The following is a 23,592-nucleotide window of genomic DNA, read 5'->3' on the forward strand; positions in this document are numbered from 1 at the left end:
GCCGGCGACGCCTCAGCCTTGCTCCGGCAGTCGGTACCACATGTGGATCTTGTCGAAGTAATCGTCCCCCACTCGCACCGCCAGGGGTTCGAGGCCGTACTGGACGAAACCGCAGCGCCGGTACAGGGCCAGCGCCGAGTCGTTGCCCGCCGTCACCGTCAGTTGCACCAGGCGCACGCCTTCATATTCCGCGGCTTCGGCCAGCAGCGCCTGCACCAGGCGCAGGCCCAGGCCGCTGCTGCGCTGTTCGGCGGTGACGTACAAGCCAAAGAGCGTCGCCTTGTGCTGGGCTTTTTCGCGCAGCTCGAAGGCCAGGCCAACGACCCCCACCAGGCGCCCATCGCAGAAGGCTCCCAGTAGCACGTCCAACTCGCCATCCAGGCGCCCGGCCCACCAGGCCAGGGGCAGTTTTTCCCGCTCGCGGACACTGGAGGTGAACGCCTCGGGATGGCGATCGTAGGCTTCGAGCATCAAGGCCCGGTACTGCTCGACATCCTCCGGGGCCAGGCGCTGGATCTGCATGTTCAATCGAGGATCTTCTGTCCGGTGATGAATGAGGCGGATTTTATCTTGCCGTCCTGCACTTCATAGATGGCCACGGTCTCCAGGGTCCCGGTGCCGTCGCTGAAGGTGCGGCTGATCAATTCATGATCGATGACCACATCGCCCATCACCGAGCGCTGGAGCAGCCGGGCGTGCAGGTTGGGCTCCTGGAAGCGCAACTGCGCCCGAGCCCGGATCTCTTCATGACCACGGGCCAGCAAGGTCGCCGGATGCTCGTATTGCCGGGCATCCCCGGCATAGGTCGCCAGCCAGGCCTCCAGGTCCTTGCGGTTATAGGCTTGCAGTTGCTCCTCGACCACGGCCTCGGGGCTGGAAAACTCTGTCATGGCACTAATCCGGTGTTCAGTTGGCACGACGTTGTTCGAACATCAGGCGCACCGCCAATCCTGCCAGCACGAAACCCATGAAATAGCGCTGGGCCGACAACCAGGTCGGGTTACTGGCGAACCAGGAGGCGATACCGGCGGCGAACAGGGCGATCAGCAGGTTCACCGAGAAACTCACGCTGATCTGGGTCAGGCCGAGGAGGATGCTCTGGGTGAATACCGAACCGTATTCGGGATGGATGAACTGCGGGAAGATCGACAGGTAGAACACGGCGATCTTGGGATTCAGGGCACTGGTCAGAAAGCCCATGGTCATCAGCTTGCGCGGCGAATCGGCCGGTAGCTGCTGGGCCTCGAAGGGCGACCGGGCACCGGGCTTGAGCGCCTGCCAGGCCAGCCACAGCAAGTACAGGGCACCTGCCCACTTGAGGACTTCATAAGCCATGGGCACCGCCATGAACACGGCGGTGAGCCCCAGGGAGGCGGCCATCAGGTGGACGAAGAATCCCGCCACCACGCCCAGCAACGAGGTTACGCCGGCCTTGCGTCCCTGGCAGATCGAACGGGAGATCAGGTAGATCATGTTCGGCCCGGGGGTCAGCACCATCAACAGGGAGGCGGCGACGAAAATCAGGTAGTCGTGCAATGGGATCATGGCAGTCCTTGGCGAGTGATAAGTCAGGCGAGGGTCGCTTGAGACTGGCGATAAAACGGCAAGATCAGATCCCGTGTCAACGGCGCCAGGAACAAATCTCCGTCACCGGCCGGATCGATCCAGCGCACCTCCTCGATCTCCGCCGCCGGAGTCACCGGGGAATCGATGCGGACCAGGAAGACCTCGGCCTGTACCACATGGCCGGGCTCATTGGCCGCGGGAGCCGAGAACTGCTGCAGGTAGCGGGCCTGGACCGGGTCGATGCACAGGCCCAGCTCCTCCTCCAGCTCGCGGGCCAGGGCATGCACCGGCTGCTCGCCGGCCTCGATCTTGCCGCCAGGCTGCATGAAGGCGCGGGTGCCACGCTTGCGCACCAGCAGGGTGTGGCCGTCGGCACCGATCAACAGCGCGGCGGCGATACGAATGATGGAAGGATCGGCAGAAGAAGCAGGCATGACGATGGGGTGACCTTGGAAATGAAGGGGCAAGGATCACACGTGCCGCCCTCCCGACGCTATCGAGCAATGGTCTTTTGCTGTCGCTCAGGCGCCCACGGCTTCTTCCCGGGGCAGCTTGACGAACACGCTGTAACGCGCGCCCTCCATGGTTTCGAAGGCAATCAGCTTGTCCACCAACGGCAGGTTGAGCACCTTGCCGGCATTGAGCAGCAACATGCCGTTGTCGGCGTTGAGGTTACGCGCCAGGATCATGCCCGGCGCCAATTCGCGGGTGCCCAGGACCCGGACCGACGGATCGCCCAGGGTCACGTCGCACAGGTACACCGAGCACACCTGGATGAAACCCTCCACCAGTTGCGGGTCGTACAGGCGCCCGGCGTACTTGCGGATGAAGACCAGGGCCTCGTCGCTGTTCATGCGGCGCTCCAGGATCAGGCCGCACTGCAACTCGATGAAATCCACCGCCAGCTTGAGCACCCGTGAACCCAGGGGAATGGCCTCGCCCCTGAGCCGATCGGGAAAGCCGGTGCCATCCCAGTGCTCCTGGTGATGACGGATCAGCCGCGCGGCATCCTGCACCGGTTCCAAGGTCATCAGCAGCGATTCGCTCTGTTGCGGATAAGCCCGGTAGCGCTCGCGTTGCTGGTGGTGCAGCAGGTCCGCCGGGGTGGTCATCAGCTGATCGCTCCAGCTCAATTTGCCGATGTTGTGCAAGGCCGCGGCCATGGCCAGGTCACGCTGGAAGATCGCATCCAACCCCTGGATCGTGCAGTAGGCGCGAACCAGCTCGATGATCCGCCGGTTGGTCTGCTTGGCCGGAGGCAGGCGCTGGTTGACCAACAGGGAAAACAGCTCGGCACCGGTGGCATAGCTGTGCTTGAGCTCCTCGTAGGCCAGGTCGAGCATGTCCGCGGTCTGCTGCAACTCGGCAGTGCGCGCCGCGACGCGCCGCTGCAACTGGACGTTGAGCGCCTTGAGCTCAGTGTTCTGCTGGCGCACCAGAAGCCCCAGGCGCTGGCGCTCACGCTCGGCATGCTGGTGGTCGAGGGCCTGGCGCAGGGCCAGCAGCAACTCCTGGTCGTCCCAGGGCTTGTTCAGGTAGCGATAGATCTCGCCCTCGTTGATGGCCCTGGCGATGAGCCTGGGGTCCGGGTCACCGGTCAGCAGGATCCGCGTGGTGTCCGGATACTGCTGGTGAATGCGCGCCAGCAGCGCCGGACCATCCATCTGCGGCAGGTGGGCGGCGCTGATCACCAGGTCCACTTCGCAGTGGGCCATGACGTGCAGGGCCTGGATGGCGTCCCGGGCAAAATGCAGTGCGTAGGGATAGGGGCTGAGCAACTGGCGCAGGCGTTGCAGGACCAGGTCCTGGGCATCCACCAGCAGGACCCCGGGCAAGCGGGAGACAGTGACAACGTCCGGATCGCCCATGGGAACACCTCGGGTCAACGTCGATGCACGCGTCGATCATTGCGTGTGCCGGCAACAACGAAGCTTGCTGCCTGATTGAAGATTAGAAGAATTTCCAATTGAGATGATGGCTTTTTAACACCATTCATCCAGCGACAGTGTCCCGCTGTCATTCAGCGACGCCCCTGGCCAATGCCGAGGGGCGCGGCCGGTGCACTCACTTGGCGGCCTTGCCGCCGGAGCCGAAGGATGCGAAGCGCTTGTTGAAACCGGCGATACGGCCTTCGGACTGGGTCTTGCGCTGCTGGCCGGTGTACACCGGATGCGAGGCGCTGGAGACGTCCAGGGCCACATAGGGATAGGTCTGGCCGTCGCTGTACGTGTGGGTGCGATCGGTGTCCACGGTGGAGCCGATGAGGAAGAACACGTCGGCGGCGGTGTCGTGGAACAGCACGGTGCGGTAATCGGGATGGATTCCGGGTTTCATGGGGGCCTCCAGGGCGCTTGGATAGAATTATTACGTTATACAGTAACAAATCGATACTTTCCAAACGAGAGCCGATTGCAATAAACCGCAAACCGCCTGCTTGCGCCGCGCCAGAGCGGCTGATCAGCGGTTGCTCCAGCAAGGAGATCGCCCGTAAGCTGGAAATTTCCACCGAGACGGTGAAAAACCATAAGACAATCATCGGCAGTACGCCGGGGCATGGCGTCCCGGCCCCAGCTGTTCGCGGAACTTTCTTCAGGTGCATGGCGCCTGATAGCCGGCCCGGCCTGCCGCCGGGCCCGGACATAACAACAAGAACCAGCGCTCCAACAAGCATGAGTACCGACAAACGATCTGATGAGTCCGAACCAAGGAACCCGTATGAGCCTGTCACTCCTGAGCCGCTATGCCTTCTTTGCCGCCTGCGTGATATTCACCCTCGCCAGCCTGCCCTTCGTCGAATATGACTGGGTCTGGCCCTTCACCCTGGTCACCGGCCTGCTGAGCCTGCTGGGGATCTTCGACCTGCTGCAAAGCCCCCATGCGGTGCGCCGCAACTACCCGATCCTGGGCAATATCCGCTACCTGGTCGAAGGCATCCGCCCGGAAATCCGCCAGTACCTGCTGGAATCCGACAGCGACGCCCTGCCCTTTTCCCGGGCCCAGCGCTCGCTGGTCTATTCGCGGGCCAAGAACCAGACCGCGGACAAGCCCTTCGGCACCCTGATCGACGTCTACCAGTCGGGGTTCGAGTTCATCGGCCACTCCATGCGCCCGGCGCCCCTGAGCGACCCCGACAGCTTCCGCGTCACCGTCGGCGGCCCACAGTGCACCCAGCCCTATTCGGCCTCGGTGTTCAACATCTCGGCCATGAGCTTCGGCTCCCTGAGCGCCAACGCCATCCGCGCGCTGAACCAGGGCGCCAAACTCGGCAACTTCGCCCATGACACCGGCGAAGGCAGCATCAGCCCCTACCACCGCGAGCACGGCGGCGACCTGACCTGGGAACTGGGCAGCGGCTACTTCGGCTGCCGCACCAGCGATGGGCGCTTCGACCCGGAGCGCTTCGCCGCCCAGGCCAGCAACCCCCAGGTGCGGATGATCGAGATCAAGATGAGCCAGGGCGCCAAGCCCGGCCACGGCGGCATCCTGCCCAAGCACAAGGTGACCCAGGAAATCGCCGATACCCGGGGTATCCGCATGGGCGAGGACTGCATCTCGCCATCGAGCCACAGTGCCTTCTCTACTCCCATCGAAATGATGCATTTCATCCAGCAGTTGCGTGAGCTGTCCGGTGGCAAGCCGGTGGGCTTCAAGTTCTGCCTGGGCCACCCGTGGGAGTTCATGGGCATCGCCAAGGCCATGCTGGAGACCGGCATCCTTCCGGACTTCATCGTGGTCGACGGCAAGGAAGGCGGCACCGGCGCCGCACCGGTGGAATTCACCGACCATATCGGTGCACCGATGCGCGAAGGCCTGCTGTTCGTGCACAACACCCTGGTGGGCCTGAACCTGCGGGACAAGATCAAGCTCGGCGCCAGCGGCAAGATCGTCAGCGCCTTCGACATCGCCAGCGTACTGGCCATCGGTGCCGACTGGGCCAACTCGGCGCGCGGCTTCATGTTCGCCATCGGCTGCATCCAGTCGCAGAGCTGCCATACCAACAAATGCCCGACCGGCGTGGCCACCCAGGACAACCTGCGACAGCGGGCCCTGGTGGTACCGGACAAGGCCCAGCGGGTGTACAGCTTCCATCGCAATACCCTCAAGGCCCTGGCCGAGATGCTCGCCGCCGCCGGCCTGCAGCACCCGTCGCAATTGGAAGCCAAGCACCTGGTACGGCGCATGTCGGCCACCGAGATCAAGCTCTTCTCCCAATTGCATGTATTCCTCAAGCCCGGCGAATTGCTGACCGGCGAAGTCACCGGCGAGTTCTACTCGCGCATGTGGCAACTGGCCCGCGCCGACAGCTTCGAGCCCAACACCCCGGCCGCGGCCTGAGACCCGCCGTCCAGGCTCCCCGGATGCCAAGGGAGCCTGGCCAACCCACAAGGAAGATCATCATGCTCAAGGTCATTGCCGAAGACTTCATCCTCCCCGAACACCTGGAGACCGTACGCCCGTGGTACGCCGAACTGGTGGAGAAGACCCGCCAGGAACCACTGTGCATCGCCTACGATCTGTTCGTCGACCAGAAGGACCCCGGGCATTTCATCTTCATCGAACAATGGCCCGACCAGGCCGCCCTCGATGCTCACTGCCGCAGCGAGCACTTCACCCGCCTGGTCCCGCAGATCAATGCATTCCAGGCCCGCGAATGCCGCGTGCTGTTAATGGACTCGTTCTAGAAAACACCCTGCACGATGCTTGACCGGACCACCGAAAGCAGCCCCGACACGACCTACTTTTGGGAGATCCACCATGTCACTGCTGTCATTCGAGCTGCTGTCCCGTCAACTGCCCGAAACCTGGCAATCCAAGCAGGTTGGCCAGGTCGGCCCGGCACGCATCAAGGTGCTGCGCATGGACCCACGCCTCTATGCCGAAGAAATCCACGACTACAACGAAGGCTTGCTGGTCACTGCTGGCTGCCTGCGCCTGGGCATCGAAGGAAACACCGTGGAGGTGCTGCCCGGGCAGATGTACCTGGTCCAGGCCGGCCAGGCCCACAGCGTGCTGCCCGGCAGCCATGGCACCCTGGTGATCATCGACGTCTAGGCTTCGCGTGCACGGGCGCACGATGCACACCACTGCCCGCAGAGGCCCCACCGGCCCCATTGGAATGGAGAATCCCCATGTCTCGTCGCTTGCTTGCAATGCTCGCCTTGTTGATATCGCTCGACACCGCCATCGCTGCCGAGCGTTGGCAGACCCTGCCCCCGACCCCGGCTCCACTGGCCGAGGCCCGGTCCGACTATGCCCAGGTCAATGGCATACGCCTCTACTACAGCAAGATCGGCCATGGCTCGCCGGTGGTGCTGCTGCACGGCGGCCTGGGCAATGCCGACTACTGGGGCCATCAGGTCAAGGCCCTGGCCGCCCGGCACACGGTGATCAGCGTCGACAGCCGTGGCCATGGACGCAGCACCCGCGATGCCCGCCCCTACGGCTACGACCTGATGGCCGACGATGTGATCGCCCTGCTCGATCAGTTGAACATCCCCCGGGCCGATTTCGTCGGCTGGAGCGATGGCGCGATCCTCGGCCTGGACCTGGCCATGCGCTATCCGCAACGGGTGGGCAAGGTCTTCGCCTACGCCGCCAACACTCGCACCGGCGGCGTCAAGGAAGGGGTGGAGAACAATCCGACCTTTGCCGCCTACATCGAACGCGCCGGCCAGGAATACGCAAAGCTGTCACCGACACCCGGGGAGTACCAGGCCTTCGTCGAGCAGATCAGCCACATGTGGGCCAGCCAGCCCAACTGGAGCGACGCCGATCTTTCCAGGATCAAGGCGCCGGTACTGATCGTCGATGGCGATCGCGACGAAGCCATCAAGCGTGAGCACACCGAATACATGGCGGCGACGATTCCCGGGGCCGGGCTGTTGATCCTGCCCAATACCAGCCACTTCGCCTTTCTCCAGGACCCCGGTTTCTTCAACGCCGCCCTCGAGCATTTCCTCGACGACCAATGACCCCGGGCCTTCGCCCCGCCACGGATGTCCCCTTTAGCGGGGACGTCTTTATCGGCATACTTGCATAAACGCATATTTTAATTGCGCTGACGCATATTTCATCTAAGGTTGATTACAGACCCGACAGCGCCTGCCATCGAGACTGGCATCCGGGTCCGGTACGCCGCTCGCTCCCGTGCGGCGACGAACACCAGCCGGAGGCTGGTTTTCATTCACGGAGGATGAACATGCTAAGCACTACCCTGCCCCCTATCGGCAATCCACAGGTCATGCCCCGCTGCCTGGCCGGCACCCTGCTGGATCCGGAACTGGACGAAATCACTCAAGCGGCCGAAGCCGCGCCCCTGGCCGGCGCCCGCCTGAACTTCAACATCCAGCAGCAAACCCAGACCAACTGGTGCTGGGCTGCCCTGTCGGCCTCGGTCGGCAATTACTACAACACCGGCTCCTGGACCCAATGCGGCGTGGCCAACGCCGAGCTGGGCCGCAGCACCTGCTGCAGCCAGCCCGGACCGTGCAACGTCTATGGCTACCTGGACTCGGCCCTGCGAACCACCGGCAGCTACGGCGGCATGCGCGAAGATCGCATGCAGATGGCCGCCATCGAGAACCAGCTCGGCATGGGCCGCCCCGTCGGCCTGCGCTGCGCCTGGTACGGCGGTGGCGCGCACTTCCTGGCGATCTATGGCACCGACGGCGGCTACGTACTGGTGGCCGACTCGATCTTCGGCTACTCGACCCGCGCCCTGAACAGCTTCCCCGGCACCTACAACGGCGGCGGCAACTGGACCCACACCTACTTCACCCGGAAAAACTATTGAGGAGGCAGCATGCAACTGACTTATCCCAAGGCGCCCGCCGGTGGCGTCCAGCAACTGCGTCCGGCCCTGCAGGCGGCCCTGCGGACCCAGGGCTTCGGTATCAATCGCGCCTTCGCCAATGCCGGCCCGGGCACCTTGAACCTGTCCCAGGCCTTTCGTGGCTATAGCCTGAGCCTGGAAGACCTGGCCAACGGCCGGGACCTGGCCCAGGCCACGCCGGGCGATTGGCATTACCTGGTGTTCGCCGGCGGCGTCTCGATCGCCGATGCCCAACTGACCGAAACCACCGGCCAGCTGGAGTTCTGCGCGCTGAACCACGGAGCCCTGGCGGCCTCGACCATCAGCGCCCTGAACCTGGCCGAGCAGGCCCCACAGCTGCAAGGCAAGTCCTATGAACTGCGCTTGCTGTTCGTCCCGGCCCTGCAAGCGACGCTGATCTGGCTGCACGGCGACGCCGAGGAAGTGCTGATCCCCATCGAGCCCACGCCCACCAACCTGGCACCCCGGCAGCTCTACAGCGAGGCCACGCTGTTCGGCCTGCTGGTACCGGCCGCCAAGCAAGCCAAGGCGGTATTCGATGCCGACGCCAGCGGCACCCTGGGCGGTTGAGCCCGGCCCCAAAAAAAACCGGCGCCCCTCGCGGGACGCCGGATTGTTCATTGCCTGGCCACCAGGCCCGGCCGCTCACGCCGGGAGCAGCGCGAGCCGCTGGTCAGGAGGCCGAACGGGCCTGCTGGGAGTTGGTCGGATGCAGGTTGAGCAGGTAGAACAGCGCGGTCAGCAGCACCAGGAACGCCGGGCCGACATACAGCGCCACGCGGGTATCCGGGAAGTAGGCCATCAGCCCCACCACCAGCACCAGGAACGCCAGCGCCAGGTACGAGCTGACCGGGTACAGCCACATGCGGTACTTCAGGCCGGCGCGCTCGGCCGGGGTCAGGCCTTTGCGGAACTTGAGCTGGGCCAGGAGGATCATCACCCAGGTCCAGATCGCACCGAAGGTGGCGATGGAGGTCACCCAGACGAACACCTTCTCCGGCACCAGGTAGTTGAGCAGCACGCCCAGCAGCAAGGCGAAGATCGACAGCAGCAAGGCGCGACGCGGCACGCCGCTTGCCGAGGTCTTGGCGAAGCTGGCCGGCGCCTGGCCATTCTGCGCCAGGCTGTAGAGCATGCGGCCGGTACTGAAGATGCCGCCGTTGCAGGACGACAGGGCCGCGGTGATCACCACGAAGTTGATGATGCCGGCGGCGGTCTTGATCCCCAGGCGCTCGAAAGTCATCACGAAGGGACTGCCCTGGGTGCCGATTTCGTTCCATGGGTAGATCGACAGGATCACGAACAGCGCGCCCACGTAGAACAGCAGGATGCGCCAGAACACCGAGCCGATGGCGTTGGGAATGGTTTTTTGCGGGTTGCGTGCTTCACCGGCGGTCAGGCCGATCATCTCCACGCCCAGGTAGGCGAACATCACCATCTGCAGGGACATCAGCACCCCGGTCACGCCGTTGGGCATGAAGCCGCCGTGGGTCCACAGGTTGGAGATCCCCAGGGCCACCCCTTCGTTGCCGAAGCCGAAGGCGATGATGCCGACACCGCCGATGACCATGGCAATGATGGTGACGATCTTGATCAGGGCGAACCAGAACTCGAACTCACCGAAGGCCTTGACCGCGATCAGGTTGATCGAGCCCATGCTCACCAGGGCCGCCAGGGCCCAGATCCAGCGCGGCACATCGGGGAACCAGATGCCCATGTACACCGCCACGGCGGTGATCTCCGCGACACAGGTCACCAGCCACAGGAACCAGTAGTTCCAGCCCGTGAGGAAGCCCGCCAGCGGGCCCAGGTAGTCTTGTGCATAGCGGCTGAAGGAACCCGCGACCGGGTTGTGCACCGCCATCTCGCCGAGGGCGCGCATGATCACCAGGATCGCCAGGCCGCCGATGATGTAGGACAGCATGATGGCCGGGCCGGCCATTTCGATGGCCTTGGCCGAGCCGAGGAACAGGCCGACGCCGATACAGGCGCCCAGGGCCATCAAGCGAATATGCCGTTCGCCGAGTTCGCGTTTCAGCGGGCCGCCCTGAGCGGTCTCGCCGTGGGGCAGTTGGTTGCCAACTGGCATAGAGATACAACCTCATTTTGTTATTGGATATGAACCACCGAGTCTTCCAGGTCGCGGCGGATAACCGCGGCGTGCTCGACCGGACCGGCCTTGTGGGACGGCGCGCCTGTAGGACAAAACCTGCCAGGTCAGCGGGGTGCGCAGTATAAAAAGCTCGTCACAGGGCTTTTCACTCTATAAACAGCAAAATTCAGAGAGAAATCTCGGCAAAAACCGCTTTCACGGAGAAGCATTCCCTGCTTTTTCCACCAAACCCCACTCGGAAAGGGGCGTGAGTATTGCACAGCCCCGATGCCCCGTCATGCCCCTACCTAGGGCGTATTTACCTGGGAAAAGCGCTGTTCTGTGGTGAAGAAGCATGCTCCCTCGCCACAGGAGCAAGACAGCGTCTGTTTTGACAATTTCTTCACCACCGGCCACCACCGACTAAGCTTCAGACAAGTCCGATCAATCTCTGTGGAGGGATCAATCGACTATGGGCGCTTTGGGGCACACCGATCCACGCAGTACCGCAGTGCCAAGCCACAGCGACGACGAAGCGCCTTTGCCCGAACGGCCCCGGCCCCGCCGTTATTTCCGGCGCCTGTTCTGGCTGCTGACGTTGATCGCCCTGATCGCCCTGGGCGTTGCCGCGAGCCGCGAAATGCGTACCTCCAGGCTCCAGGCCCGGGAATTCAGCAACCTGGCCCGTGACCTGAGCTATTCCCTGCAACCTGGCCCCAGCGACGCGATTGTCTATCCCGGCGCCGGTCCCTTCGATCGGCGCTTGGGTTATAGCGCCCTGGGCGAGTTCCTGCCGCGCCTGCTCAAGCGGGGCTACCTGATCGAAGCCCAGGTACGGTTCTCCAAGGCATTGATGAACTACAGCGAAAGCGGCCTCTTCGTACCCTACGCCGAGAAGATCCAGGCCGGGCTATCCATCACCGATTGCCGCGCCGCGCCGCTGTACCGGTTCAAGTATCCGCAGCAGTTCTATGCCAGCTTCGCCAGCATCCCGCCCCTGGTGGTGCATAGCCTGCTGTTCATCGAGAACCGCGACCTGCTGGATCCACAGCTGGCCGAGGCCAATCCGGCGGTGGACTGGCCACGCTTCGCCAAGGCCGCCTGGTCCCAGGTGGCTCGGCTGCTGCACCTGCCCGGCCAGAGCGCCGGGGGCAGCACCCTGGCTACCCAGCTGGAAAAATACCGCCATTCTCCCGACGGCCTGACGGTGTCGGGCGGGGAGAAGATCCGCCAGATGATTTCCGCCAGCGTGCGCGCCTACCAGGACGGCCCGCAGACCCTGGAGGCCCGCAAGCGCATCGTCCGCGACTACCTCAACAGCGTGCCGCTCTCGGCGGTGCCCGGCCATGGCGAGGTGCACGGCCTGGCCGAAGGGTTGCGGGTCTGGTACGGCGCCGACTTCAACCAGGTCAACCAGGCCCTGGCCGGCACGGCAACGGATGCCCACAGCCTGGCCCAGCGTGGCTTGGCCCTGCGCCAGGTGCTGTCGTTGATGATTGCCCAGCGCCGCCCCTCCCATTACCTGGCCAAGGGCCGCACAGAGTTGGCGGACTTGACCGACAGCCACATCCGCCTGCTGGCGCAGAACAATGTCATCGACCCGGCGCTGAGCGCCGCCGCCCTGGCCAGCAAGGTGACCTATCGGGATTGGCAGCAACAGCCGACGATCCAGCCGATCGAGACCAACAAGGGCATCAGCGTGGCCCGCAGCCGCCTGGCGGCCCTGCTCAACCGGCCGCTGTACGACCTGGATCGCCTCGACCTCTCGGCCACCAGCACCCTGCAGAGCGACCTGCAACGCCAGGCCACCGAGTACCTCAAGCACCTGGCCGACCCGGCGTTCGCCGCACAGGTCGGAGTGCTTGGCGAACGCCTGCTCACCCCCACCAGTACCACCCAGGTCCGCTACAGCTTCACCCTGTTCGAACTCACCGGCGACGGCTCCCGAGTGCGGGTGCAGACCGACAGCACCGACCAGCCCTTCGACATCAACGAAGGCAGCAAGCTGGAGCTGGGCTCCACCGCCAAGCTGCGGGTGCTGACCACCTACCTGCAGATCGTCGCCGAGCTGCATGACAAGTACGCCGGGCAGACCCTGGCGCAGTTGAAGAAAGTCTCGGTGGACGACCAGGACCGCCTGAGCCGCTGGGCCCTGGACTACCTGGCGCAGAACAGCGACCGCAGCCTGCCGAAGATGCTCGATGCCGCCCTGGATCGCACCTACTCCGCCAGCCCCGGCGAGGCGTTCTTCACCGGCGGCGGCGTGCACCACTTCCACAACTTTCGCAACGAAGACAACGGCCGCAGCCCGACCCTGCGCGATGCCCTGCGCGAATCCATCAACCTGCCGTTCATCCGCCTGATGCGCGACCTGGTGCGCTACAGCACCTACGGTGGCGACAGCACCAGCGCCGAGCTGCTCAAGGACGATGACAACCCACGGCGCCAGGAATACCTGGCGCGCTTCGCCGACCGCGAAGGCACCTCGTTCCTCCTGCGGTTCTGGAAGAAGTACCGCAACAAGGACACCCAGTCGCGCCTGGAAACCTTCCTCGACAGCATGCACCCCACGGCGATCCGCCTGGCCGCGGTGCATCGCTACCTGCTACCGGATGCCAGCCAGGACAGCTTCAACCACTTCGTGCGGGCCCATATGAAAAACGCCAAGGTCGGCGAGAAGCTCACCGACGAGCGCCTGGACAAGCTCTACGCCAGCTACGGCCCGGGCGCCTACGACCTGCCGGACCAGGGCTACATCGCCAAGGTCCACCCGCTGGACCTGTGGCTGCTCGGCTACCTGATGAACAACCCCGAAGCCAGCTTCAGCCAGGTGGTCAAGGCCAGCGAGTTCGAACGCCAGGAGGTCTACAGCTGGTTGTTCAAGAGCCGTCACCGCAGCGCCCGGGACAGCCGCATCCGCACCATGCTGGAGATCGAGGCGTTCCTCGACATCCACCAGCGCTGGCAGGCCGTGGGTTATCCGTTCGACCACCTGGTGCCGTCCCTGGCCACCGCCATCGGCAGTTCCGGCGACCGGCCAGCGGCCCTGGCCGAGCTGGTGGGGACCATTCTCAACGACGGTGTACGCCTGCCGACCCTGCGCATCGACAGCCTGCACTTCGCCGCCGGCACCCCCTATGAAACCCGCCTGCTCAACGACCCGGACAAAGGCCAGCGGGTAATGCCTTCGCAGGTAGCCACGGCGCTGCGTGGAGCCCTGTCCCAAGTGGTGGATGCAGGCACGGCAAAGCGGGTATCCGGCAGCTTCAAGCTGGCCGACGGCACGCCCCTGGCCATGGGCGGCAAGACCGGCACCGGCGACAACCGCATCGAAGCCATCGGCGCCGGAGGCCGGGTGCTGAGCTCCAAATCCATCAACCGCACCGCGACGTTCGTGTTCTACATCGGCGATCACCACTTCGGCACCCTCACCGCCTATGTTCCCGGCGCCTCCGCCCAAGCCTTCAAGTTCACCTCGGCCTTGCCGGTGCAGGTGCTCAAGGGCATGGCGCCGATCCTCATGCCCTACCTGCAACCGGGTAGCGGCACCCAGTGCCAGGGCAACCTGGCGCAACGCTGACACCCTCCACGGCGGCCAGCCCCAGGGCTGACTGCACGGCATTTCGCGCTCTCTTTGCCAACTAGCGCTCGCGACGAACGGTGGCCCCGGAGCCTGCGGAACCCTTGCGCCACTCTTAAGATATATCTTAAGTTATGTCTTAACCAAAACGGAGAGCACGAAAATGAGAGCGCACCACCCTCCCCATCATCACCGCGGACATGGCGACGGCCCCGAAGGCTTCGAGCGCCGTGGCGGCCGTGAACGCGGCGGCCGTGGCCCACGAGTATTCGCCCCCGGCGACCTGAAGCTGCTGCTGCTGGCGTTGATCGCCGACGAGCCTTGCCATGGCTACGACCTGATCCGCCAGATCGAAACCATGTTCGATGGCGTCTACAGCCCAAGCCCGGGCGTGATCTACCCGACCCTGACCTTCCTGGAAGAAAGCGAAATGATCCAGGGCGACGCCGAAGGCGGGAAAAAACGCTACAGCGCCACCGACATCGGTCGTCTGTTCCTCAAGGAGCAGGCCGTTGCCCTGGATGGCGTGCGCATGCGCATCGAGGTCAGCAAGCGCTCGCTGCGCGGGCATGACCGCCCGGCAGAAATTCACGAGGCGGTGCACAACCTGCGCCATGCCCTGCAAATGCATAACGGCCGCTGGAGCCCCGAGGAAATCCTGCGGGTCCGCGATCTGCTGAACAACACCGCCAAGGCCATTGTCGATGGTCCTGCAACCCCTTCCAGCCAGGAGAAAGCCGAATGACTGCCACTCCCGAATTGTCCATTCACCGGGTCATGCACGAGATCAAGCGCCGACGCCTGCAGGTCCTGCGGGTGGTCGACGTGACCCCGCGCATGCGCCGGGTCACCCTGGGCGGCCCGGAACTGGCCGGGTTCCTCAGCCTGGGCAGCGACGACCATGTGAAGTTGCTGTTCCCGCAGAACGCCGAGCAGCAAGCCGCCCTGCAAACCCTGGTCATGGGCCCGGGCAAGGACAGCGGGCCGATGCCCGCCATGCGCGACTACACCCCGCGCCGCTATGACCCGCAGTTGGGCGAGCTGGACATCGACTTCGTCTTGCACGGCGACGGCCCCGCATCGACCTGGGCCGAACAGGTCCAGCCCGGCCAGGAGCTGCACATCGCCGGACCACGAGGCTCGATGGTGGTCCCGGACATCTTCGACAGCTACCTGCTGATCGGCGATGAAACCGCCCTGCCGGCCATCGCCCGGCGCCTGGAGGAACTGCCTGCCGGTCGCCGGGTCCTGGCGGTGATCGAAATCCAGGATCGTGCCGAACGCCAGGCACTGCACAGTGCCGCCGAGGTGGAAGTGATCTGGGTCGAACGCGATGGCGGCCAGCAGGATCTGCTTGCTTGCGTGCGCGCTCTGCAAATGCCCGAAGGCCGGCTGTATGCCTGGATCGCCACCGAGAGCAAGGTCTCGCGGCAACTGCGCCGGATTCTGCTCGATGAACACCGGCTCGACGACGAGTTCGTCAAGGCCGTCGGCTACTGGCGCCTGGATACCAGCGAAGAAGACTGATCGCTCAGCCGCCAAACCTTCGCCGGCGCAGGTGCCCAGCACCTCGCCGGCGAATCATTTCTGGCCCGCGCAATGCCGGCGCCCCAGCCAGTGGTCCAGCCCCAGCAATAGCAGCGACACCAGCACGAACCCTGCCAGCAGCCCCAGGGCATTGAGCACGGCCCGGGGATACCCCAGCCGGTCCACGGCAATGAAGGGATAGGGATAGAGCCCAAGCAAATGACCGCGCAGGAGCAGGTAGGCGAAGTACAAGGTCGGGTATAGCGTCCATAGCCCGACATGACGCAGGCGCAAGCGGCCCTTGGGTACGCAGCAGCACCAATAGGCCAGGAACAGCAGCGGCATCACATCGTGCAGCAGCTCATCGGCCAGCCACTGCCAGCCCTCGGGATGCCACAAGTGGCGCAGCAGCAGGTTGTAGGCCAGGCCCACCAGCACGATGCTGGCCGCCACCGCGCCACTGACCCAGGGCTGGAGCATGAACGCCTGCCCGCGGGAAATGCGCAGGTTCAGGGCACAGGTCAGCACACTGGCCACCAGGGTATTGCTGAGCACGGTGAAGAAACTGAAGAAGTTCACCAAGCCGCCCAGCAAGCTGGCGCCGACATCCCAGCGCAGCAGCAGGATCAGGTACATCTGCACCGCCAGGCCGAACCAGCCAAGCAATGCTGCGGTCGCGATCAGGCCCCGCCGACCGGACCACTGGGCCAGCGATCCGCTTTTCATGCGCGGCCTCAGAGCGGACGCTTGGTGCGCTGCAATTTCACGTAGAGTCGCTCGACCTTCTCCCGGGCCCAGGGCGTCTTGCGCAGGAATGTCAGGCTCGACTTGATGCTCGGGTCGCTCTTGAAGCAGCGGATATCGATGCGCTGTGCCAGTCCCGACCATTCGTAGTGCTCCACCAGGGCCTTGAGGATCTGTTCCAGGGTCACGCCATGCAGCGGGTCGGTGTGGGTAACGGTCATGCCAGGCCTTCGAACGCAGATGAGGAAAACAAGCCGCGCACCTTAGCCGACGGCCTGCGCCCACGCCAGCGCGCTGAATTAACTGTAGCCGCTACCGGGCCTGCGCCAAGGTCCGCAAGACCTCCAGTGATCGATCGGCCACACCTTCCAGCAACCGCTGCGCACCCGGTCGCAGGCTAGGGCGGCTACCACGGGACTTACGTTCCCCCCGAGGTGCGGCTCGGCAACCTGATGAAAAGATCCCGACTTTTACAAATAAATGAGATGTTATATTGTACCAATTCAAAAGAACTCGCCCGCACTCCGGGCCATGCCGTGCCCCGCCTGTTTTTCGACCCTATGCGCGCCGCGCAAAGCTTGCCAAGGAACGACCGATGTCCCTCTCAGCCCACCACCCTTCTCGTTCGCTACTGTGGCGCCTGTCGCCGCTGTCCGTCGCCGTGCTGATCGCCACCCAGGCCCACGCCGTGGAACTGCCACAGCAGGTCATCACCGCCAACCCCCTGGGCAACACCGAACTGGCCGCCCCCACCACGGTGGTCGAAGGCGACTCGCTGACCCTGGCGCAGAAGGGCAGCCTCGGCGAGACCCTGAACAACCAGCCCGGAGTGTCTTCGTCCTACTTCGGCCCCGGCGCCAGCCGCCCAGTGATCCGCGGCCTGGACGGCGATCGCATCCGTATCCTGCGCAACGGCGTCGGCGCCCTGGATGCTTCGTCGCTGTCCTATGACCACGCCGTGCCCCTGGACCCGGTCAACGTCGAGCGCATCGAGATCGTCCGAGGCCCGGCAGCCCTGCTCTACGGCGGCAATGCCATCGGCGGGGTGATCAACAGCTTCGATAACCGCATCCCCACCGAAGCCATCGAGGGCATCCACGGTGCCGGCGAATTGCGCTACGGCGGTGCCGACACCACCCGCAGCAGCGCCGGCAAGCTGGAAGCCGGCAACGGCACCTTCGCCCTGCACCTGGACGCCAACTCGCGGCAGTTCAACGACCTGAAGATCCCCGGTTACGCCCGCAGCCGCCATGCTCCGGCAAGCGAAGACGGGGACGCCAAGAAAGGCCGCCTGGGCAACAGCGACGGCCGCCAGGACGGTGGCGCCATCGGCGGGTCCTATACCTGGGACGACGGCTACGCCGGCTTGTCCTACAGCCACTACGACTCCAACTACGGTTCCCCCGCCGAGCAGGACGTACGCATCCGCATGAAGCAGGACCACTACGCCTTCGCTTCCGAGCTGCGCAACCTGCAAGGCCCTTTCAGTTCGCTGAAGTTCAATGCCGGTTATACCGACTACGAACACCGCGAGATCGAAGGCGGCGAAACCGGCACCACCTTCAAGAACAAGGGTTATGAAGCCCGGGTCGAGGCCCGGCACCTGCCTATCGGCCCGCTCGAAGGGGTGGTCGGGGCCCAGTTCAACCGCAATGAATTCTCGGCCCTGGGCGAGGAAGCCTTTGTCCCGAAAACCGATACCAACAGCGGCGCGCTGTTCATCCTCGAGGAGCTGCAAGCCACGGATCGCTTGAAGTTCAGCCTGGGCGGCCGCCTGGAACACACCGTCGTGGACCCGGATGGCAAGGGCAACGAACGCTTCGCCCAGGCCGACAAATCCAGCAGTTTCACTGCCGGCAGCCTGTCCTCGGGCGCGATCTACACCCTGACTCCGGTCTGGTCCCTGGCCGCCACCCTGGGCTACACCGAACGCGCGCCGACCTTCTACGAGCTGTATGCCAACGGCGCCCACGTCGCCACCGGCACCTACGAAGTGGGCAATGCCAAGCTGTCCAAGGAAAAGGCCGTCTCCAGCGACCTGGCCCTGCGCTTCGACAACGGCGTGCATAAAGGCAGCGTCGGGATGTTCTACAGCCATTTCTCCAACTACATCGGCCTGCTGGGCACCGGTCGCATGCGCAACGACGAGGGCGAGGAAGATCCGGCGGGTATCCCGGAGTACGCCTACTCCGGCGTGCGGGCGCGCTTCACCGGAATCGAAGCCCAGGATCGCTGGACCCTGGGAGAGAACGCCTATGGCAAGTTCGCCCTAGAGCTGTCCGGCGACTACACCCGGGCCAGGAACCTGGACAACGGCCAGGACCTGCCGCGTATCGCCCCCCTGCGCTTGAACAGCGGCCTGCTGTGGGAACTGGACCGCTGGCAGGCCCGCCTGGACGTGCAACACGCCGCCAACCAAGGCCGGGTGCCGGACAACGAAAGCGGCACCGATGGCTACACCACCCTGGGAGCCAGCGCCGGATATCGCTTCGACATCGGCAGCAGCCAGTGGCTGGCCTTCGTCAAGGGCGAGAACCTGACCAACCAGACCGTGCGCTACGCCAGTTCGATCCTGCGGGATATCGCCCCAGCGGCCGGGCGCAGTGTGGAAGTGGGCCTGCGCACCACCTTCTAGGGCCCGGCCAACCAGCGCCCCGCCCGGAGCTCAGCGATAGCGCCGCGGGTCGGTGTCGACCAGGCTGGCCAGTTGGGTCAGGGCAAAGCGCAACTCGTCGCGGGTGGTGGGCGACATCAACACCACCCGCACCTGGCGGCAGGTGGCATCGCGCTCCACCTGGAACTGCGTGCCGCTCATCACCAGCACGCCATTGGCCCGGGCCAGGGTGGCGAACTCATCGGCGGTCCAGGGCTGCGGCAAGGTCAACCACAGGTGGTAGCTGTGGGGCTGGGTCCGGAACTCGAAACCGGCGAACACTTCCCGGGCAATCGCCTGGCGCGCCGCCGCCTCGCTGCGCTGGGTCTCTACCAGCTTGCGGTCCAGCCCCTCGACCAGCACATTGCTGGCCAGTTGCGCGGTCAGCGGCGAGGGCATCCACACGCTGCTGCGGACCATCGCGCTCAAGCGCGACAGCAGCTTGGGCGGGCTGTACAGGTAGCCGACCCGCAGGGCCGGCATGATCGCCTTGGACAGGCTGGTGAGGTACACCGAACGCTCCGGCGCATAGGCCGATAGCGGCTTGATCTGCGGATCGGTGGCGAGAAAACCGTAGATATCGTCGTCGACCAGCAAAAAATCGAACTCTTCGGCCAGTGCCGCAATCTGCGCCCGGCGCCCCGGCGACATGATCGCCGTGGTGGGGTTCTGGCAACTGGCGACACACACCAGCAACGCCGGTTTCTCCCGCAGGCACTGCTCGCGCAGGGCTTCGGGCAGTATCCCCTCCTCGTCCATGGCCACGCCCCGCAAGCGTCGCTCCAGGCCATGGGCCACCGAGAGGATGCCCGGGTAAGCCAGGGACTCGCAGAGCACCAGGTCACCGGCATTGCTCAAGGCGCTGATGGCGACCATCAGCCCGTGCTGCGCGCCGGAGGTGATCACCACCTGTTGCCACTGGGCCTCGGGCAGCGAATGCCGCAGCCACTGCGCCCCGGCCTCGCGGTGGGCCGGATGGCCGCCGTCGGGGGCATAGTCCAGGGCCCGGCCGAAATCGCTGCTGCGGGCCATGTCCACCAGGGCGCCGCGCAGCCAGTACTCCAGGGTTTCGCTGTAGGGCTTGATCAGCGACAGGTCCAGGGCCTCGGACTGGCCCAGGGATAACGACGGCCCGGCTGCGCCCTCCGCCAACGCCAACGGCGCGCGCCCCAGCACGTAGGTGCCACGCCCCACCTCGCCCTGCACCAGGCCGCGGCGCTGGGCTTCGCCGTAGGCCCGATTGATGGTGCCGGGGGTAACGTTCAGGGTCACCGCCAGCTCGCGCAGGGTCGGCAGGCGCTCACCCTCCTTGAGCAGGCCACTGCCGATATCCCGCTGCAGGGCATCGGCGATGGACAGGTAGACCGGCTGATTGAACTCGCTTAACTGGGGAACCCACATGGAGGCTGGTGACCATCGGCTGCATTGAAATGCGGCGCAGCATAGCACAGGGCCGCCGCCCAGCCGCCTATCGAATCAATCGGCAAATTGATTCAATCACCAGGCTCGACTCCTTCCAAAGGAATGTTCATAAAAGTATTTTCAATCAATAAAATCCTTAATAAACAATTATTTATAAGAAAAAATCCAAAAACAAAGCTCTGTATCAAAGCATGATTGCATCAAGCCAATTGAATCGATTCAATTTTCTGAAATACACTGAAATACGCCTATAACGATCGACTCAATCACCCACCCTCCACCAGTCGAGATGCCATGCACAACTTCAGCAAGGACCTGTCCCTCTCCGCCGTGGTCGCCGGCTTGATCGCCGTGATCATTTCCTACGCCGGCCCCCTGATCATCGTGTTCCAGGCCGCCCGCGAAGCCCATATGCCCGATGACCAGGTCTCGTCCTGGATCTGGGCCATTTCCATCGGCAGCGGCCTGACCGGCCTGCTGCTGAGCTGGCGCCTGAAAGTACCGGTCATCACTGCCTGGTCCACCCCAGGCGCCGCGCTGCTGGTGTCGATGCTGCCAACGGTATCGTTGCCCCAGGCCATCGGCGCCTACATCGTTGCGTCGCTGATCATCGCCGTGCTCGGCCTCAGCGGCGCCTTCGACAAGCTCATGGCCCGCCTGCCCAAGGCCATCGCCGCCGCGATGCTGGCGGGCATCCTGTTCCGCTTCGGCGCCGGCCTGTTCACCTCGCTCAGCCTGCAACCGGTGCTGGTGCTGGCAATGCTCGCCACCTATCTGCTGGGCAAGCGCTGGTCGCCGCGCTACGCGATCCCCGCCGTGTTGCTGGTGGGCTGTTGCATAGCCGCGGCCCTGGGCGAATTCAACCTGGGGGCCATCACCCTGGCCGTGGCCGAGCCGATCTTCATCGCCCCACAGTGGGATTGGCAGGCCATCGTCAATATCGGCCTGCCCCTGGCCCTGGTGACCCTCACCGGGCAATACGTACCCGGCATGGCGGTCATGCGCAGTTCCGGCTATACCACCCCGGCCCGCTCGATCGTGTCCTGGACCGCCATCACCTCGGCGCTGCTGGCGCCCTTCGGTTCCCATGGCATCAACCTGGCGGCCATCACCGCGGCCATCTGCACAGGCCGTGAAGCCCACGAGCAACCCGAGAAACGCTACATCGCCGGCATTGCCTGCGGCTTGTTCTACCTGCTCATGGGGGTGTTCGGCGCCACCCTGGCCTCGGTCTTCGGCGCCCTGCCCAAGGAGTTGATCGCCGCCCTGGCCGGCCTCGCCCTGTTCGGCGCCATCAGCACCGGCCTGAGCGGCGCCATGGCCGACGACCAGCAACGTGAAGCGGCGCTGATCACCTTCCTGGTCACCGCCTCGGGCATGAGCTTCCTGGGCCTGGCCGCGGCATTCTGGGGCTTGATCTTCGGCCTGGTGGCGTACTTCGTCCTCGGCCATACCCGGCACAAGGCTGCCGTGGCGCAACCGTCCCCATCACGCTGAGCGGCAAAACCCGAACGACTGTTACCGAATCCGAAACGGTTCATGTCGATAAAAGCGCTTTCTCTTGCAGAGAGGGCGCTTTATTCTTCGCACCCGAAGCTGAAACGCTTCACTTTCCTTTTGAAAACAGCGGCCTGGCGCCTCGACCGATAGCGGTCCAGGTCGCGTGCCCTGCCCTTGTTTTGCCTATTCCTAGAAAAAGACCTTATTCGAATGCCTATGCCTCTTTCTCAGCGCGCAAAAGATAGCGCTGTCCTGACACCAGCCGCCTTCCTCGGCGCCCTGGGTTTTGCCGCTTGCGCCCAAGCCACGCCGGCCTTCGACAGCGACTCGCCCTGGATGCTCGGCGACTGGAACGGCACCCGCACGGAACTGGCCAGGCAGGGCTACGACTTCAAGATCGACTATGTCGGCGAGATGGGCGCCAACCTGCGCGGTGGCTACGACCATGACCGCACCGCACGCTACAGCGACCAGTTCGCCTTCGGCAGCCACCTGGACCTGCAGAAGATCCTCGGCTGGCACGATGCCGAGTTCCAGCTGACCGTGACCAAGCGCAATGGCGACAACATCAGCAACGACCGGATCAACGACCCACGGGTCGGCGGTTTCACCTCGGCCCAGGAAGTCTGGGGTCGCGGCCAGACCTGGCGCCTGACCCAGATGTGGTACCAGCAGAAGTTCTTCGACCAGAAGCTGGACATCAAGGCCGGTCGCTTCGGCCAGGGCGAAGACTTCAACAGCTTCCCCTGCGACTTCCAGAACCTGGCGTTCTGCGGCTCGCAAGTGGGCAACTGGGCTGGCAGCGTCTGGTACAACTGGCCGGTCAGCCAGTGGGCCCTGCGCATCAAGTACCACCTGACCCCCGAGCTCTATGCCCAGGTTGGCGCCTACGAGCAGAACCCTTCGAACCTGGACCGCGACAACGGCTTCAAGCTCAGCGGCAGCGGCACCCAGGGCACCCTGCTGCCGGTGGAGCTGGTCTGGACTCCACGGCTCAATGGCCTGCCCGGGGAATACCGCGCCGGCTACTACTACAGCAGCGCCAAGGCCACCGACACCTATAAAGACCGCAATGGCCAGCCCGCCGCGCTGACCGGTGAGGCCTACCGCAGCAGTTCGAGCAAGCACGGCCTGTGGCTGGGCGTGCAACAGCAAATCACCAGCCTGGCCAGCGACCAGTCCCGGGGCCTGAGCCTGTTCGCCAACGTCACCGCCCATGACAAGAAGACCAACGCCATCGACAACTACGTCCAGGCTGGCCTGGTCTACAAGGGGCCGTTCGACGCCCGGGCCAAGGACGATATCGGCTTCGCCCTGGCCCGGGTCCATGTCAACCCGGCCTACCGCAAGAACGCCCAGGCCAGCAACCAGGCCCGCGCGCTGTACGACTACGACAACCCGGGCTACTTGCCGCCCCAGGACACCGAGTACAGCGCCGAGCTGTACTACGGCGTGCACCTGGCCAACTGGCTGACCGTGCGCCCCAACCTGCAATACATCCGCCACCCCGGCGGCGTGAACCAGGTGGACGACGCGCTGATCGGCGGCATCAAGCTGCAGAGTTCGTTCTGAGGCCCGCCGGCAAAAAAAGCCGGCGCCATCCACTTTCCTGCTGAACCAAGCCCGCGCCTGAACGTCATCTACAGTGAACATGCGCGGGTACATTCTTAACGTCA

Annotated in this window: 22 protein-coding genes and 1 pseudogene; 13 read left to right on the forward strand and 10 right to left on the reverse strand. The window is 64.5% G+C overall.

The features are described 5' to 3' along the window. Positions 1-12: 12 nt before the first annotated feature. The 6 genes from H7A76_RS11070 to H7A76_RS11095 form a co-directional block, all read right to left on the reverse strand. Positions 13-522, reverse strand: a complete 510-nt coding sequence (locus H7A76_RS11070; RefSeq protein ID WP_185698637.1) for a GNAT family N-acetyltransferase — start codon at positions 520-522, stop codon at positions 13-15. Positions 523-524: 2 nt separating this feature from the next. Then, on the reverse strand, positions 525-890 hold the full coding sequence (locus H7A76_RS11075) for a nuclear transport factor 2 family protein (protein ID WP_185698511.1): 366 nt from the start codon (positions 888-890) through the stop codon (positions 525-527). Positions 891-906: 16 nt separating this feature from the next. Continuing rightward, positions 907-1,545, reverse strand: coding sequence for a LysE family translocator (locus tag H7A76_RS11080; RefSeq protein ID WP_185698512.1), 639 nt, complete (start codon positions 1,543-1,545; stop codon positions 907-909). Between the two features lie 23 nt (positions 1,546-1,568). Then, complete coding sequence (locus H7A76_RS11085) at positions 1,569-2,000, reverse strand: NUDIX domain-containing protein (protein WP_185698513.1); 432 nt, start codon at positions 1,998-2,000, stop codon at positions 1,569-1,571. An 87-nt stretch (positions 2,001-2,087) separates the two neighbouring features. Next, complete coding sequence (locus H7A76_RS11090) at positions 2,088-3,434, reverse strand: HD domain-containing phosphohydrolase (RefSeq protein WP_185698514.1); 1,347 nt, start codon at positions 3,432-3,434, stop codon at positions 2,088-2,090. A 196-nt stretch (positions 3,435-3,630) separates the two neighbouring features. Then, a complete protein-coding gene (locus H7A76_RS11095; protein WP_185698515.1) occupies positions 3,631-3,900 on the reverse strand; it encodes a type B 50S ribosomal protein L31 in 270 nt (89 codons plus the stop codon). 119 nt (positions 3,901-4,019) lie between these two features. Here H7A76_RS11095 and H7A76_RS11100 point away from each other — a divergent pair. The 7 genes and pseudogenes from H7A76_RS11100 to H7A76_RS11130 form a co-directional block, all read left to right on the forward strand. After that, a pseudogene (locus H7A76_RS11100) lies at positions 4,020-4,094 on the forward strand (LuxR C-terminal-related transcriptional regulator); the annotation flags it as partial. Between the two features lie 187 nt (positions 4,095-4,281). Continuing rightward, entirely contained in the window at positions 4,282-5,901 is a 1,620-nt protein-coding gene (locus tag H7A76_RS11105; RefSeq protein WP_185698516.1) for an FMN-binding glutamate synthase family protein, read from the forward strand. A 62-nt stretch (positions 5,902-5,963) separates the two neighbouring features. Beyond that, positions 5,964-6,248, forward strand: coding sequence for a putative quinol monooxygenase (locus H7A76_RS11110; RefSeq protein ID WP_185698517.1), 285 nt, complete (start codon positions 5,964-5,966; stop codon positions 6,246-6,248). A gap of 73 nt (positions 6,249-6,321) precedes the next feature. After that, on the forward strand, positions 6,322-6,618 hold the full coding sequence (locus H7A76_RS11115; protein ID WP_185698518.1) for a cupin: 297 nt from the start codon (positions 6,322-6,324) through the stop codon (positions 6,616-6,618). A 77-nt stretch (positions 6,619-6,695) separates the two neighbouring features. Next, positions 6,696-7,538, forward strand: coding sequence for an alpha/beta fold hydrolase (locus H7A76_RS11120; RefSeq protein ID WP_185698519.1), 843 nt, complete (start codon positions 6,696-6,698; stop codon positions 7,536-7,538). A 227-nt stretch (positions 7,539-7,765) separates the two neighbouring features. After that, complete coding sequence (locus H7A76_RS11125) at positions 7,766-8,359, forward strand: papain-like cysteine protease family protein (RefSeq protein ID WP_022643466.1); 594 nt, start codon at positions 7,766-7,768, stop codon at positions 8,357-8,359. Between the two features lie 9 nt (positions 8,360-8,368). After that, positions 8,369-8,968 carry a hypothetical protein gene (locus tag H7A76_RS11130; protein ID WP_185698520.1) on the forward strand — a complete coding sequence of 200 codons (600 nt, stop codon included), beginning with the start codon at positions 8,369-8,371 and terminating at the stop codon, positions 8,966-8,968. 103 nt (positions 8,969-9,071) lie between these two features. On the opposite strand, the gene H7A76_RS11135 is transcribed toward H7A76_RS11130, so the two are convergent. After that, positions 9,072-10,487, reverse strand: coding sequence for an amino acid permease (locus tag H7A76_RS11135; RefSeq protein WP_185698521.1), 1,416 nt, complete (start codon positions 10,485-10,487; stop codon positions 9,072-9,074). Positions 10,488-10,962: 475 nt separating this feature from the next. Between H7A76_RS11135 and H7A76_RS11140 the strand changes: the two genes are divergently transcribed. The 3 genes from H7A76_RS11140 (at position 10,963) to H7A76_RS11150 (ending at position 15,597) form a co-directional block, all read left to right on the forward strand. Continuing rightward, positions 10,963-14,070 (forward strand): transglycosylase domain-containing protein, encoded by a 3,108-nt coding sequence (locus H7A76_RS11140; protein WP_185698522.1) that lies wholly within the window; start codon positions 10,963-10,965, stop codon positions 14,068-14,070. Between the two features lie 163 nt (positions 14,071-14,233). Beyond that, positions 14,234-14,815: a PadR family transcriptional regulator gene (locus H7A76_RS11145; RefSeq protein ID WP_185698523.1), complete on the forward strand. Its 582-nt coding sequence runs from the start codon at positions 14,234-14,236 to the stop codon at positions 14,813-14,815. Continuing rightward, the gene (locus H7A76_RS11150; protein WP_185698524.1) at positions 14,812-15,597 is read left to right on the forward strand and encodes a siderophore-interacting protein; all 786 of its coding nucleotides are present in this window, start codon (positions 14,812-14,814) and stop codon (positions 15,595-15,597) included. The genes H7A76_RS11145 and H7A76_RS11150 overlap by 4 nt, the downstream gene beginning before the upstream one ends. 54 nt (positions 15,598-15,651) lie before the next feature. On the opposite strand, the gene H7A76_RS11155 is transcribed toward H7A76_RS11150, so the two are convergent. Beyond that, positions 15,652-16,323 (reverse strand): Pr6Pr family membrane protein, encoded by a 672-nt coding sequence (locus tag H7A76_RS11155; RefSeq protein ID WP_185698525.1) that lies wholly within the window; start codon positions 16,321-16,323, stop codon positions 15,652-15,654. 8 nt (positions 16,324-16,331) lie between these two features. Beyond that, entirely contained in the window at positions 16,332-16,562 is a 231-nt protein-coding gene (locus H7A76_RS11160) for a VF530 family DNA-binding protein (RefSeq protein WP_185698526.1), read from the reverse strand. A 374-nt stretch (positions 16,563-16,936) separates the two neighbouring features. Between H7A76_RS11160 and H7A76_RS11165 the strand changes: the two genes are divergently transcribed. Further along, the gene (locus tag H7A76_RS11165; protein ID WP_185698527.1) at positions 16,937-18,976 is read left to right on the forward strand and encodes a TonB-dependent receptor; all 2,040 of its coding nucleotides are present in this window, start codon (positions 16,937-16,939) and stop codon (positions 18,974-18,976) included. A 30-nt stretch (positions 18,977-19,006) separates the two neighbouring features. Here H7A76_RS11165 and H7A76_RS11170 read toward each other — a convergent pair whose 3' ends face one another. Then, a complete protein-coding gene (locus H7A76_RS11170; RefSeq protein WP_185698528.1) occupies positions 19,007-20,395 on the reverse strand; it encodes a PLP-dependent aminotransferase family protein in 1,389 nt (462 codons plus the stop codon). 315 nt (positions 20,396-20,710) lie between these two features. Here H7A76_RS11170 and H7A76_RS11175 point away from each other — a divergent pair, with 315 nt between their 5' ends. Together H7A76_RS11175 and H7A76_RS11180 are read left to right on the forward strand one after the other, a co-directional pair. Next, positions 20,711-21,913, forward strand: coding sequence for a benzoate/H(+) symporter BenE family transporter (locus tag H7A76_RS11175; protein WP_185698529.1), 1,203 nt, complete (start codon positions 20,711-20,713; stop codon positions 21,911-21,913). A gap of 219 nt (positions 21,914-22,132) precedes the next feature. Next, a complete protein-coding gene (locus H7A76_RS11180; RefSeq protein ID WP_185698530.1) occupies positions 22,133-23,488 on the forward strand; it encodes a carbohydrate porin in 1,356 nt (451 codons plus the stop codon). The last annotated feature ends 104 nt before the right edge of the window (positions 23,489-23,592 follow it).

This window comes from Pseudomonas sp. MSSRFD41, from assembly GCF_014230245.1.
Lineage (GTDB): Bacteria > Pseudomonadota > Gammaproteobacteria > Pseudomonadales > Pseudomonadaceae > Aquipseudomonas > Aquipseudomonas piscis.